Genomic DNA, 13,420 nt, shown 5'->3' on the forward strand with positions numbered 1-13,420 from the left:
GGAGTAGGCCGTCCGGGCCCGGGCGTCGTGGCTCCCGCCGGGACGGGTTTCGGCGCGGACCGGCCCGCGTAGTGGCCGACGTACCGCTTGCCGGGGCGCCGGGGCGGTACGACGATGGGGCGCTCCGGGTACCACGCCGCCGCGGGAGGGTGACATGGACGATCCTTCGGTGGCCCTGCCGGGCGGGGCCGATCCCGTCGAACGCACCCGGGAACTGCGGCGGGCCCATGCCGCGTTCACCCGGGACGGCCGGGTCGAGGCCCCGGTGCGGGCGGTGATCGCGAGGTCCTGGAGGCGCTGCGCCCGGGCCCGGGTCAGCCCCGAGTGCGCACCCGGGCTGGAGCTGGCCGGCGCCGAGCTGCGGTCGTACCGCGAGGAGCACCCGCTGGCCCGGGTACTGCCGCTGTTCCGGGAGCTCGTGGGGGCCTTCGCCGCGCACGGGGAGCACCTGCTGGCGGTGTGCGACGCGCGGGGCAGCCTGCTCTGGGTGGAGGGCGAGCCCGCCACGATGCGGCGCGCCGAGGGCCTCGGCTTCGTTCCGGGCGCCCGCTGGGCGGAGACGGCGATGGGCACCAACGCGCCGGGCACCGCGGTGGCGGTCGGCGAGCCGGTCCAGGTCTTCGGCGCGGAGCACTTCAGCCGCCGGGTGCACCCGTGGACCTGCGCGGCGGCTCCGGTCCGCGATCCGCGCACCGGGCGGCTGCTGGGCGCCGTGGACGTCACCGGCGGCGACTGGTTGGCGCATCCGCATTCCCTGGCCTTCGTACGGGCGGTGGCTCGTGCGGCGGAGGCCCAGTTGGCGTTGCTGGATCCCCTCCCGCGGCCCGTCGGGGACTCCCTGACCGCGCTCGGCCGGGACGAGGCGCTGCTGGTCGGTGACGGGCACGGGAGCGGGGAGGCCCGGGAGATCCGGCTGGGACGGCGGCACAGCGAGATCATGGCCCTGCTCGCGCACCATCCCGAGGGAATGTCGGGGGACGAGCTGGCGATCGCCCTGTACGAGGACGAGTCGGTGTCACCGGTCACCCTGCGGGCCGAAATGTCGCGCCTGCGCGGGCTGTTGGGCGCCCGGGCCCCGCTCTCCCGCCCCTACCGCGCGGCCGTTCCGCTGGAGGCCGATTTCACCGCCGTCACCCGTCACCTCGCCTCCGGCGCGGTCTCCGCGGCGCTGGCCCGCTACCCGGGGCCGCTGCTTCCGGCGTCCACGGCGCCCGGGATCGTCCGACTCCGCCGCCGGATCGAGGACCAGGCGCGGGCCGCGGTGATCGCGCGGGCCGATACGGGGCTGCTGACCGACTGGGTGTGCAGCCCGTGGGGCGCGGAGGACCGGGAGGTCTGGCGGGCACTGGCGGCGGCGCTGCCGCCTGCCGAGCGGACGGCCGCGCTGGCCCGCGTACGGGCCATCGACGCGGAACTGGTGCCGTGACCGGGAAGGTTCACCGCACGGTGGTGCGCTGCGCGGCCGTGCAACGTACCGGCAACCTGTGCGCCCCTAGCCTCACCGCGAGCGCTGTCCGACGGCGGCCGGCGCCCGGCAAGGGGAGGTCCACCATGGCCCGTTACGCTGCGCCCGGCACCGAAGGCGCGCTCATGTCGTACGCGTCCCGCTACGGCCACTTCATCGGCGGCGAGTACGTCGAGCCCGCCCTCGGCCGGTACTTCGCCAACCCCTCGCCCGTGACAGGCGAGACCTTCACGGAGGTGGCGCGCGGCACGGCCGAGGACATCGAGCGGGCGCTGGACGCGGCGCACGCCGCCGCGCCGGCATGGGGGCGCACCTCGATCACCGAGCGGTCCACGATCCTGCTGCGGATCGCGGACCGGATGGAGCAGAACCTGGAGGCCCTCGCGGTCGCGGAGACCTGGGAGAACGGCAAGCCGATCCGCGAGACCCTCGCCGCCGACATGCCGCTCGCCATCGACCAGTTCCGCTACTTCGCGGGCGCGCTGCGCGCCCAGGAGGGCGCGCTCAGCCAGATCGACGACGATACGGTCGCCTACCACTTCCACGAGCCGCTGGGCGTCGTCGCGCAGATCATCCCGTGGAACTTCCCGATCCTGATGGCGGTGTGGAAGCTGGCGCCGGCCCTCGCCGCGGGCAACACGGTGGTGCTGAAGCCCGCCGAGCAGACCCCGGTCTCCGTGCACTACTGGCTGAGCCTGGTAGCCGATCTGCTGCCGCCGGGCGTCGTGAACATCGTCAACGGTTTCGGCGAGGAGGCCGGCAAGCCGCTCGCCTCCAGCCCGCGCGTGGCGAAGGTGGCCTTCACCGGGGAGACCTCCACCGGGCGGCTGATCATGCAGTACGCGGCGGAGCACCTCAAGCCGGTCACCCTGGAGTTGGGCGGCAAGAGCCCGAACCTCTTCTTCGACGACATCTGGACCACGGACGACGACCTGCGCGACAAGGCGCTGGAGGGCTTCACCATGTTCGCCCTCAACCAGGGCGAGGTGTGCACCAGCCCCTCGCGCGCCCTGATCGAGCGCGGCCGCTACGGCGACTTCCTCGACGCGGCCGTGGCCCGTACGGAACTGATCGTGCCCGGACACCCGTTGGACACGGACACGATGATCGGCGCCCAGGCGTCGGAGGAGCAGCTGAAGAAGGTCCTGTCGTACGTGGAGATCGGCCAGCAGGAGGGCGCGAAGATCCTGACGGGCGGTCAGCGGATCGAGCACGGAGGGGAGCTGGCGGGCGGCTTCTACGTCCAGCCGACCATCTTCGAGGGCGACAACCGCATGCGGATCTTCCAGGAGGAGATCTTCGGCCCGGTCGTCTCGGTGACCTCGTTCCAGGACTTCGACGACGCCCTGCGGATCGCCAACGACACGGCGTACGGCCTGGGCGCGGGCGTCTGGACCCGCGACATCAACACGGCCTACCGCGCGGGCCGCGCGATCCAGGCGGGCCGCGTCTGGACGAACTGCTACCACGCCTACCCGGCGCACGCGGCCTTCGGCGGCTACAAGCAGTCGGGCATCGGCCGCGAGACCCACAAGATGATGCTGGAGCACTACCAGCAGACGAAGAACCTCCTGGTCTCCTACTCCCCGAAGAAGCTCGGCTTCTTCTAGAGGCACGAGAAAAGGCGCCTGACCTGGGCTTTTGCCCGTCAGGCGCCTTTGGCTCAACTCACTCGAAACGAGAAGCGATTTACTCCGTTCCTCCCAGTTCCTCCCACCCCTGTCCCGCTCCTGACCAGCGCTTCCGGACCAGTCACGGACCAAACCGGTCTCACTTCGCAGGTCCCGCGCCCCGGCTGACGCGGTTCCACTCCTCCATCGATTGCTCGATGAGACGGTTGGCCTGCTCCTGCACACCGTCCAGGAACTTGGCGTAGTGCTTGAACAGGACATGGATGGTGTGTCCGGCCCGCCGTGCACACTCGGCGGGGTCAACCCCGGAGTGCAGCCAGAACGAGATCCCGGCATGCCGGAGGTCGTAGGGTCGCTTGGCCAGACCCATGGCGAATTCCGTCCGGGTCAGGACGTACTTCCTTGCCCTCGACCATGTGATGCCGTACGCCCCGGCCTCTACGTAGTTGCCTGCCTGATTCCGGAACAGCCGGCCGTCCGGGGCAACGCCGAAGCGGTCGATGTGCGTGCGAAGCATGCTCACGAACTGGGGCGGGATGGGCACAGGGCGTGTCGCTGTAGCGGCACGGCGCTTGAGCGAGTGCACTTCGTACACCTCGCCGTCGTCCGTCCAATCCTTGCCGGCGGCGACGACACCGCCGGACAGGTTGAGCAGCCCCCATCCCGTCTTGGGCAGGTGGCATTGCTCGATGCGGAGGTGAATCACCTCCGCCGGCCTCATCGCGGCGTAGTACATGCAGCCGAAGAACGCCTCGAGGTGAGGGCCGCGCCCGCGCTGCTGCCCGACTGCGGCCAGCAGCCGCGCCACCTGGAGGGGGTTGGGCACGGCGGCCGGGTCCACCTCGTCGTTGACAGTCGGCGCGTTCCACCTGATCCCGTTCAGGGGGTTGTCAGCGAAGTACCCTTTCTCCACCGCCGTGTTCAAGGCCTCGTTGAACGCTGCCCGCTTACGCCTCGCGGTCTTCGCCGAAGCCTGCTTGCCGTCGAGCTTGCGACACAGTGCGTCCAGCGCGCGCCGCAATACATCCGCCTCCGCCAGGGAGCTGACGGGGAGTGAATTGCGTTTGATCCAGTCGAGCGCGTGCTGCCAGTCATCGGCAGGCTCTTGCTCCCAGGCATTCTTGTTGAAGGCCCACGAGTACAGAGCCCGTCGCAGGACACGTGGCTCCGCATACGTTGCACCTGGCCGCACCAACGCGGGGGTGATGGTGGCAAACGCATCAGCGAGCGTGCGTCGCGTATTGCCCGGCGTGCGCGCCCATCGATCGTCAATGTATTCGTGGGCCAGGTCGTACCATGTCGTTCTCTGCTTCAGGGTCCGCAACTCGGATGCCGGAAGACCCGTCTGCTCGTCAAACGGCTCCCCGTCCCGGGCCGCGGTCATCAGCTTGGAACGTCGACTGTCCGCGAGACCGGCAGTCATGAACGATTCCGACTTTTCGAGCCCACTGACCGTCCAGCGGACCATGAACGGCTTTCGCCGCCCAGCACGCTCGCGTATTTCCCAGAAGCGGACGTTGTAACTCAGCGCCAAGTGTCAAAATCCTTCTCACAAGCATCCCACCAGGCGTCCAGGTCGGAACGACGGCACCTGAGTTCGCCGTTTGGCAGCTTCGTCATCCGAGGCGCTTGCCCTCGCGCGCGCATACGGTAGAACGCCGACGGACTCATGCGGATCTCCGCCAGAACCTCCGCAAGCTTCAAGGCAGGCGGTCGAGCCATTTCCATCTCCTCGCATAGATGCACAACGTGCCGCGCAAGTGGGACAGACGTTGCCTGCCACTCCGCGCAGCGAATGGACTGTTGCGTTCGCATCGCTCCACCGCCAAGCACAGCGACATGTGAACGAAGACAATGGTCCGGACGATCCCCGGTTTCCGAAACCGGGGATTGCCCGCTATATTGCGCGCCGCCAATGGCTGCGGATCACAGGACAGACTGCAAGTGCGGACCGCTGCGTCGTGCCCGGCGTGCACCACGAGCCGGCGGCTACGAAGCGCTCCAGGCTTGGTTCGACCCTGCGCGAGGAGACCTCAGGGCCTCGGGCAACGCTCACCGCAGAGGCCCTCGGGTGCGCGGCCACGTACGCGAGGACGTGCCGGTCGCCGCGTAGTTCACGTTGGAACCGGTCCTCAACGAAGAGATAGCGGTTAGGGCTCCCGCGTCACTTCACCCACAACCTCACGGCTTCGCTGGAGCTGGTCCTCGGCGAAGAGGTCGACGGCGCACACGCAGAGACAGATGGCGGTAGCCAGGGTTCCTCGATCCCCCCATCTGGGCTGTGGCAGCGTTCAGGACGCCAAGGACGAAGGGGGGCAGGGCAGTGAAACGGAGCGAGCTAGGCAGAGTCTCGGACAGTCGTCCTCCTCGGGCAATGTCGGGTCGGCGTTGACATCGGATCGTCCACGTCACCCGTCTGACTAGGGACGTTGTACGTTGACATGCCCGAACGGAAGGTTCCAGTCGTTTGGGCGTCGTTGCCGTCTGCCGTGGGCGAACCGATCGCCAGGCACCCTGGCGTCTGCAAAGAAGCGGACCGATCTGCCGTGGCGATGGCCCGACGTCAGTCCCTGACGTGAGGAGGATGAGACACCAGCATCGGCGCGCTCGACGGTGTTCCGTGATCAGAACGGATGTCGACCGACCCGTGCCCTGGTGGCCACCTCGGCGATAATCCCCAGCGTGCCTGCGAGGGTGCCCGTGTATGCGTGCACCTGCTCCCGTACTCGCGCCTCCATACCTTCGGGGACAGCGAAGAATCCGGGGGTCGTCCCTTCGGGTTGCTGCTGGCTCCGCGCCGCCTCGTATTGCGCCCAGTCGAGCCGGTGCACCTTTCGCGCTTCCAGGAGGTCGTCTTCGCGGACTTGCTCTACACGAAGCCGGGCCGCGACCTGCTGAGCAGCGACGCTGATCACGATGGAGTCGGTCACCGTCATCGGGAAGTCCGGTCGGCCGATGCCACGCTCCAGTAGGGGCAGGCCGGTGGCTCGCCACGGCGAGCAAAGGATGGTGAGCGCCGAGTGCAGCTTTCCCCAGTCCGGATTTCGGGTCCTCTCTCCCTCCTCGATAAGCAGCTGCGCGGTGCGGCGCTGTTGATGGGTGGCGGACGGGTGCGCGAACTGGTCCACGATGCGACGAGCACTTTCCTGTCGCCGGGCCTTGTTCGTCTTGCCGGTGGTCTGCGCATACGTGCGAAGAGCCCTGCGCGCCTGCGCAACCGGGACGACGGTGTCGCTGGTCAGCCAGACGAACAACACCACCGGAATCATGGTGTGGTGAGGGATCCGCTTGAGGGGCGATCTCGTTCGAGCTTCGAGCAGTTCGGTGAACAGCCGACGCTGGAGTGCGGGGAACAGGCTGTGGTCTCGGCCGCGCTGGGTGGACTTCTGAAACTCCGGGGCGGCCAAGAGTCCGACCTCCACCCAGTCGGTGATCATCCGTGTGGAGACCTGCTCGATGCCCAGGGCCTCCGCATCGCACACCAAGTCCTCGGCCGTGCCTGGCTGCCACTCTCTGACCTGGGTTTCTTCCACGCCCTGGAAGTTACACCGAGATGAGGCCGCATCCCCGGGTCTCTCAATTACTCCCCCCGGCAGGGTCTGGTGCGTGAGACGGAATCCCTCGCGTGGCGCTCCAGATTGCGCTGCCCACACGCGAGAGCACGCATCCCTTGGAGGATCTTGTGGCTCGACGTAAGCAGCACCGCGCACGCCCCCGACCGGCCCGAGCGGTACGGCGGCAGGAATCCAGCTTGATCGATAAGGTCTTGGGCTGTTTCGTGACCGGCCTCGTGGCAGCGATCGTCAAGGAAGCAGCCGGCCTTCTCCATCGCGGCTGAGTTAGCTGCGGGGTCCACGGTCCTGGGGCGGCCGGCGGCCCGGTGGAGCGGATCACGCGCCCGCTCCGGAACCGGCGCGGGCGCCACGGTGACGGAATCCAACCTCCGCTCCACCGGGACCACCACCGTTAGAAGGCGGTCGCGGTCACCATGCACCGGAAAACCGGCCATCTGCGACCGCTACGCAGCCCCTTCCAACAATCCCGACGTCAGGTCCTACTCAGGTCGCGCAGCCGCGGGATCCCAGTAGTTCGCCAGCATCACCGCTGGCCAGACCGGGGCGGTCACAAGGCCGCGGGGTCCCATCTGCTCGAAGTAGGGGCCGAGGTCGTAGATCGGGGTTCCGGCCACGGCATCGAGGTCGGTGACGTGCAGGTCTCTGCCATCGACCTTGAGCAGCCGGGGAAACGACGTCGCCATGCGGTTGGGGCGCCTGTGGTTTCGGTGCACGAAGGTGCCGGTGGGCTCCCAGTCCGGGTTGTTCCGGGGGCTGCGGGCTCCGAGGTGGAGGTCGGCGTCGGAGCCCAAGTGGAAGTGCCAGGTGACGACCAAGTGGGAGAACTCGTCGAGGCCTTGCAAGGTGTCCAGCGGAAACTCCGGGTGGAGGCGGATGATCGATTCGACTCCGCCTTGATAGTCGTCAGCCGGCTCCTGGTGGCCGCCGACAACATGGGCGATGGCCTCCAGCGTGATCGGGTCGTGCACGCAATCCTCCCCTGCGACTACCAGTCCGGCCTGGACGCTGCTCCGGCACGGACCAATGCTTTGATGGCGCGGTCAGCGTACCCGGCCGATCACCGTACGAGCGCGGTCGTCCAGTTGCGCCAGCGCCGTACCTCCGCGGCTGCGGTAGGGAGACAAGGACCGGCGCATCTGGACCACGGTGTCCAGGGCCCGGCCGGACTGGACTCCCTGCATCGCGTCCAGGGCCTGGGACCAGGTGGCACAGGCCACGTCGACGGCTCCCCGCTGTATCTGCACCGCGCCCAGGAGACCAAGGGTGACTGCGTGGGTGCGGGCGAAGGGCTGGGCCCGGCGGGTGCGGACGCTGCGCAGGAACTCGCGCTCGGCTCCCCGGAAGTCTCCCAGGACCTGGAGGGTGCGGGCCGTTTCGTGGGCGAGTGACGCCTCGGAGAAGAAGAAGACCCGGGCGGGCTCGTCGTTTCCGAGCTCGGCGTGGCGCAGGTCGTCCTCGGCGCGCAGCAGTGCGGCGATGGCCTGCTGCTTGTGGCCGGCAGCTGCCAGGCTGCGGGCGTGAACGACTCCGAGGAGGGAGCGTTCGCGCGGGCTCGCATCCGTGTAGCGGCGGTGGGCCACGGATGTCTCGGCCAGTCGAAGGGCCTGGGCGGGGTGCCCGAGGTCCAGGGTCTGGTGGGCCTGGGCGCGGAGGATGTGGCCTGCCAGAGGGGCGTCGTCGGCTTCGGCCGACAGCCGCAGGGCTGCATCGAGCCATTTCTGGGCGAGCGCGTGCTCGGAGGAGTCGAAAGCGGTCCAGCCGGCCAAGTAGGCCAATTCGCCGGCGGCGGTGAACATCTCCTTCCGCGTGCGCTGGTCGGGGAATCGGCCGCCGAGGTAGCTGGCGACGTCGGTACGGAGGTAGGCCACGAGGGCGGATCGGCCGTCTGCGCCACCTCGGCGCTGTTCGCGCTGGGAGAGCAGTTGTGTCATTTCCCGTACTGCGGCCACGTCGTCCGGGCCGACATGCCACCCGGCCGACGGCTTCCGTGTCTGAGCTGCGGTGACCGCGTCCTGCCACCAGCGGTCGGACGGCAGGAACATCCCCGCGAGGGAGAAGACGGCGCCCTTGAGGGCGCGGCGGCGCTCCAGGTCCAAGTCGGTCCCCCCGAGATCGACAAGTTGTGCGATTGGGTCGCTGTCCCGTGGGTCCGAACCTGCCTGTTCGTCGGGGTCCTTGAGCCCGATGTCGGCAGCCGTGATGACCCGGTGGATCCCTCGACTGTTCAGCCCTCGCGACAGCGCTTCGCACAAGATACGGGTCGCCGGCGGCGCCGGGTGCGATCCGCGGACCCACTGGTTGATGTGCGAAGCCGACACCGCCTTCAAGTCGTCGGCACCGACTTCGGCTGCCACGCGCTGCATATGCCGGGCGGTGGTGGCCTGCGACCAGCCCAGTTGGTGCAGCACGCCCTCCAGCAAGGTGTTGCGCTCACGCGGCACCGGAAGCCCCCGTCCACGAAACGATCTTTACGCGCTTTACGCAGTACCGCGCCTTCCATGGGATACCCACACCGGGTGAAACGCGGTTCGCTGAGCGTAACGGTAGCCCCAAGGGCCACGTGCCTGGCCGCAGTTCGGCCATCGGCTGCATCCACCAGACCGCTCTGCAGAAGCGTCTGCGACCGCGTCAGAGGAATGAGGTGAAGCGATGAACTCCCACCGGATCACGCGCGGCGACCTGCTTGAGGCATTGGCCTCCCCCACCGCCCTCTCGGCCTGTCTGGCACTGCCCAGCCGCCCTGAATCCGTAAGGATGGCACGGGACTTCGTCACGGACCAGCTGGCCCGGTGGGGTCGTCCGGACCTGGAGGGCTCCGCCACCCTGGTCTGCAGTGAGCTCGTCACCAACGCCGTCACGCACGCGGCGCCGGACGCCTCAGCGAGCGGATGCCTGGTCGCTCTCACCCTGGTCCCCGGGGAAGCGTTGATCACCCAGGTCGCGGATCCTGATCCTTCGCCCCCGGTGCCGAGGGTCACCCTCTCCGGCGCCCTGGCCGAGGACGGCCGCGGACTGTCCATCGTCACGCAGTTGTCCGCCTACTGGGGTGCTTCCCCCAGACCCGATGGGAGGGGGAAGGTCGTCAGCGCCTACCTGCTGACGAACCGCGACACCACCGGACCGAGCGCGACCGTGGCCGTGGAGCCCTTCCTGCCGGACCATGTACCGTCGGCCGACCTGCCTGCGCGGGCCCCCTCGGTAGCCACGCCCACATCGGAGTGCGAGCCCGAGTTGCCAAAGCTCGACCTGTCCACGCCGTCCGTGGCGCGGGTGTGCGACTTCATCACCGGCGGCACGGACAACTTCTCGGCCGACCGCGCTCTGGGCCGGCCTCTGCTTACGGCAGCGCCGTGGCTGGACCGGGCCGCAGCCGCGGCCCGCAACCACGGCCAGGAGACCGTCGCGCACCTCGCGGAACAGGGAATCACCCAGTTCCTTGACCTGGGCTGCGGTCTGCCGCAGCGCCGGGGACGCAACACGCACGACGCGGCCCAGCGCCACCGACCGGAATCCACCGTCGTTTACGTCGACCGGGACCCGACAGTTCAGGCGCACGTCCGAACCTGGCTCGCGGAGACACCCCGGGAGCTGGACCTGCACGCCGACATCACCCGGACGGTTCACCTGCTCGACCAGCCGGCCATCGCGCGTCTGGACCGCGCACGCCCGATGGCCGTGCTGCTGCATGAGGTCCTGCCCTGGATCAGCGACGAGAAGGCCCAGCACCTGCTGGAGACTCTGCGGAACTGGCTGCCTGCCGGCAGCGTGCTGTCCGTCGTCCACACGGCCGCCGACAGCCACCCGGAGTCCACCCCCGCCCTCGCCGGGCTCTACAGGAAGGCGGGCATCCTCTACCGGCCCCGGAGCCTGAAGCAGTTACTCGCCCTGGTTCAGGGCTGGGACGTGGACGTCCCCGGCATCATCGCTGTTCCTCTGGGAGGGCTCCACGCCGTCGGCGGCCGAGCACCGCTGTACGGCTCGTACGCCTTCGTCGCTCGCGGACCGCATCTGTCTTCCTCCCGGAGCCGCCGGGTCGCCGCAGCACGCGAAGCGGCCGTGAGCGGCGCGGACCTGGAGGTGTCACGGTGACCGCCCCCTACTGTGTGCGAGCCCTGACTCCCGCCGACTTCCCTCAAGCGAGCCGTTTGCTGGCCCGGCGCTGGTCGCGCGAGGCCGACTGCGGGCGGTCGGTCGACCAGGAGAGGGACTACGCCCTGATCCTGCCGCTGGGCACCGGGGACCACCTGAAACTGCACGGCCTGTTCGAGGACGAGGAACTCGTGGCGATGTGGGAGCTGGACCCCACATCCCCGGGCCCCGGTTGGAGCGCCTCCGAGCGACAGGAGCGCAGCGTCGGCCTGTTCCTGCTTTACACCGACCCGGCCCACCGGAATGCCGGACGCTTGGTCTCACTCTGGCTCGCCAACCACTTCGCCCGCAACCTTCGGACACCGCTATGGCTGCGCTGCAGTACCCCCGACGACCGGCTCGCGGCACACATCACGGGGACGTGGGGCTGGCAGGAGGTCCGCTCCGAAGGCGGCCGTCACCTGCTCCAGCTCCCGCCCGAGCTCAAGCCGCACCTCAACCTGCTGATCGCCGGACAGTCCGCCTGCGCGGCTCCCGGCGGCAGCGCTCGCCCTCTCGCACTCGCCAGGACCGACTCGTGACGCTGCCCGACTTTGAAGACGACGCCTATTGGACCGGACTCGAGGACTACGAGCCGGACCCGGCACACGACACCTTGTTCACAAGCACGGTACGCAATGCGCCTCCGGGTGATGTCTGGGACGCCTCCCCACGGGAGATCCGGGTCGGCGACTGGCTGGTCCTGGACAGCACGGCGTACGAGATCACCAACATGTTCTCCCCGGGCTTCGACAGCTCCGCGAAGCGCGTGATCCTCCGCGGCCACGCCCCGCAGGTGGTCAAGACCCGGCACGAGATCGTCCGCCCGTACGAGGCGTTGCACCGCGGCCCGCGCCGTCCCTTGTAGCCGACGGATCCTCCGCCCGGTGCTGACACCCGACATCCATTTCCCTGTCCAAGGAGCTTCCGTGGGTCCGTCGCTTCCGATCCCCACACCGCAAGGCTGCTTAACTTCGCCACCTCCGTGGCCGGGCACGGCGCCCGCCGGTGTCCCTCGCACGCCTCCCGAGGCGGAGCAGGTGACCTGGCGTCTGCTGCGCGCCCTCGCGGTCTCCCGGTACGAGGACATCACCAGCGAGGGCAGCGGCCTCTGGGATGCCCTCAACCACGTCCTCGACGACGCCGTGGATTCACCCGACGTCCGTCCGCTGACCGCCAGCCTGGCCGTGGACCTCGGCTCGCTGACGGACCGGGCCTCCCGCCACATCCAAACCGGGCTCACGGAGGGGACACGGTCGCGGGCATGCGCCCTCCTGCGCGAGGTACGTGACCGGCTGCGCCTCGACACCCAGGACCTCGGCCTCCTGCGCCGACTGGCCTGGATGACGGAGGAGGTCGCGGACGAGGTCCTGGACCAGGCTTCGTCCGGCACGACTTCGACCCTCGCCGCTGCGCGTGCGTACTCCTCCATGCCCGCGGGGTGGTCCGGGCAGTGGTCCAGAGGGCCTGCCCCTGCCATGTATCCGGCGGCCTCGGCATGACCGCCATCGGCATGGCTGGCACGAGGCCCGAGAGCATGCGGATCCTGGACCGGGCCTGCGTCATCGTGCACCAGCACATCACCACCGCGTGTCAGCCGGGTACCTCCCTGCCGAGCACCAAGCAACTGGCCCTGGCCTTGGGGTTGCCGGAAAAGCACGTGCACCAGGGACTCCTGCGTCTGGACGGCCTGGGCGAGATCGCGCTGCGCACCGGGGGCATGCCGGTCCGGCTCCGTACTCGCGAACCGCACCCCCGCGACCGCGTCCTTCACGGTGCCGTCCGCGACCGGATCCGGGCCGGCCACTACGTGCCGGGACAGGCTCTGCCTACCGGGCTGCTGGGCGAAGAGTTCGGACTGCTCCCGCACCACGTGCAGCGCGCGCTCCGGTTCCTCACATCCGAGGGAACCCTCCGCTACGACGAACAGGGAGCCTACGGTCCGGGCCACTACGTCCCGGTGGCACTTGCGGAGGGCGTCTCGTGAACTACACAGGATCCACAGGCTTGCCGGACGCCGACGTCGCCGTCAAGCCGCTGTCCACCGCCCCGCGGGCACCTCGGTGAGGGCGGCGCAGCGCCGCAGGCTGCAGCGGCTCCAGCAGTTGGCCGCCATGCCGGTGGTAGGTCCGATCGCCGCACTGCTGGCCCGCGCTTACCGCAGACGCATGGTCCGGCAGATGCTCTCCCGAGCACTGCTTCGCCGAGACCGCACCGGTGTCGAGGGCTCGCCCCGCGCCGCACAACCCTGGCATAGGAATTGACGCCCATCTCCGCTCCAGGGCGAGCCTCCACCGATTTCAGCGCCCCGGCTGAACGGTCCCGGCAGTGCCGCCCCCAACCGGTCCTCCCAACGTGACCGGGCCGGGGACGGCCCACGACTTCCCGCTCCGGCCTGTCGGAGAGGGATGGCCAGGAAGCGCGCGGTGAGCCGCACGCCCTTGGCCGACAGCACAACGATCACACCCAAACCAGCAAGAGGAGTTGAAGTGGCCAGCAATCCCAACCCGGGCCTGACCCAGGCCCAGCCCACGAGCACGGCTCAGGACGCGTTCAACCTGAACGTCGAACTGGTCGAGGTCGGCGACCCCGGCGCCCTGAAGACCCTGACCGACGACGGC

At 69.2% G+C, this 13,420-nt stretch carries 12 protein-coding genes; 7 read left to right on the plus strand and 5 right to left on the minus strand.

Annotation, left to right across the window (positions count from 1 at the left end):
• Nucleotides 1-154: 154 nt before the first annotated feature.
• Both ACWGDE_RS26935 and exaC read left to right on the plus strand, forming a co-directional pair.
• Complete coding sequence (locus tag ACWGDE_RS26935) at nt 155-1,426, plus strand: GAF domain-containing protein (RefSeq protein ID WP_453391619.1); 1,272 nt, start codon at nt 155-157, stop codon at nt 1,424-1,426.
• Between the two features lie 125 nt (nt 1,427-1,551).
• Nucleotides 1,552-3,075: an acetaldehyde dehydrogenase ExaC gene (exaC, locus tag ACWGDE_RS26940; protein WP_453391620.1), complete on the plus strand. Its 1,524-nt coding sequence runs from the start codon at nt 1,552-1,554 to the stop codon at nt 3,073-3,075.
• 160 nt (nt 3,076-3,235) lie between these two features.
• Here exaC and ACWGDE_RS26945 read toward each other — a convergent pair whose 3' ends face one another.
• The 5 genes from ACWGDE_RS26945 to ACWGDE_RS26965 form a co-directional block, all read right to left on the minus strand.
• Nucleotides 3,236-4,630 (minus strand): tyrosine-type recombinase/integrase, encoded by a 1,395-nt coding sequence (locus tag ACWGDE_RS26945; RefSeq protein WP_453391621.1) that lies wholly within the window; start codon nt 4,628-4,630, stop codon nt 3,236-3,238.
• Nucleotides 4,621-4,818 (minus strand): helix-turn-helix transcriptional regulator, encoded by a 198-nt coding sequence (locus ACWGDE_RS26950; RefSeq protein ID WP_266579111.1) that lies wholly within the window; start codon nt 4,816-4,818, stop codon nt 4,621-4,623. The genes ACWGDE_RS26945 and ACWGDE_RS26950 overlap by 10 nt, the downstream gene beginning before the upstream one ends.
• A gap of 902 nt (nt 4,819-5,720) precedes the next feature.
• Entirely contained in the window at nt 5,721-6,629 is a 909-nt protein-coding gene (locus ACWGDE_RS26955; RefSeq protein WP_453391622.1) for a hypothetical protein, read from the minus strand.
• Between the two features lie 521 nt (nt 6,630-7,150).
• A complete protein-coding gene (locus ACWGDE_RS26960; RefSeq protein WP_453391623.1) occupies nt 7,151-7,639 on the minus strand; it encodes an SAM-dependent methyltransferase in 489 nt (162 codons plus the stop codon).
• Nucleotides 7,640-7,711: 72 nt separating this feature from the next.
• Nucleotides 7,712-9,112, minus strand: a complete 1,401-nt coding sequence (locus ACWGDE_RS26965) for a Tat pathway signal protein (protein ID WP_453391624.1) — start codon at nt 9,110-9,112, stop codon at nt 7,712-7,714.
• A gap of 208 nt (nt 9,113-9,320) precedes the next feature.
• Between ACWGDE_RS26965 and ACWGDE_RS26970 the strand changes: the two genes are divergently transcribed.
• The 5 genes from ACWGDE_RS26970 to ACWGDE_RS26990 all read left to right on the plus strand — a co-directional run bounded on the left by ACWGDE_RS26970 (nt 9,321) and on the right by ACWGDE_RS26990 (nt 12,786).
• Nucleotides 9,321-10,760: an SAM-dependent methyltransferase gene (locus tag ACWGDE_RS26970; protein ID WP_453391625.1), complete on the plus strand. Its 1,440-nt coding sequence runs from the start codon at nt 9,321-9,323 to the stop codon at nt 10,758-10,760.
• Nucleotides 10,757-11,341: a hypothetical protein gene (locus ACWGDE_RS26975; RefSeq protein ID WP_453391626.1), complete on the plus strand. Its 585-nt coding sequence runs from the start codon at nt 10,757-10,759 to the stop codon at nt 11,339-11,341. The genes ACWGDE_RS26970 and ACWGDE_RS26975 overlap by 4 nt, the downstream gene beginning before the upstream one ends.
• The gene (locus ACWGDE_RS26980) at nt 11,338-11,667 is read left to right on the plus strand and encodes a hypothetical protein (protein WP_453391627.1); all 330 of its coding nucleotides are present in this window, start codon (nt 11,338-11,340) and stop codon (nt 11,665-11,667) included. The genes ACWGDE_RS26975 and ACWGDE_RS26980 overlap by 4 nt, the downstream gene beginning before the upstream one ends.
• Before the next feature lie 172 nt (nt 11,668-11,839).
• The gene (locus tag ACWGDE_RS26985; protein WP_453391628.1) at nt 11,840-12,301 is read left to right on the plus strand and encodes a hypothetical protein; all 462 of its coding nucleotides are present in this window, start codon (nt 11,840-11,842) and stop codon (nt 12,299-12,301) included.
• An 11-nt stretch (nt 12,302-12,312) separates the two neighbouring features.
• A complete protein-coding gene (locus tag ACWGDE_RS26990) occupies nt 12,313-12,786 on the plus strand; it encodes a GntR family transcriptional regulator (RefSeq protein ID WP_453391629.1) in 474 nt (157 codons plus the stop codon).
• Nucleotides 12,787-13,420: the final 634 nt, after the last annotated feature.

The organism is Streptomyces sp. NPDC054956 (assembly GCF_053609185.1).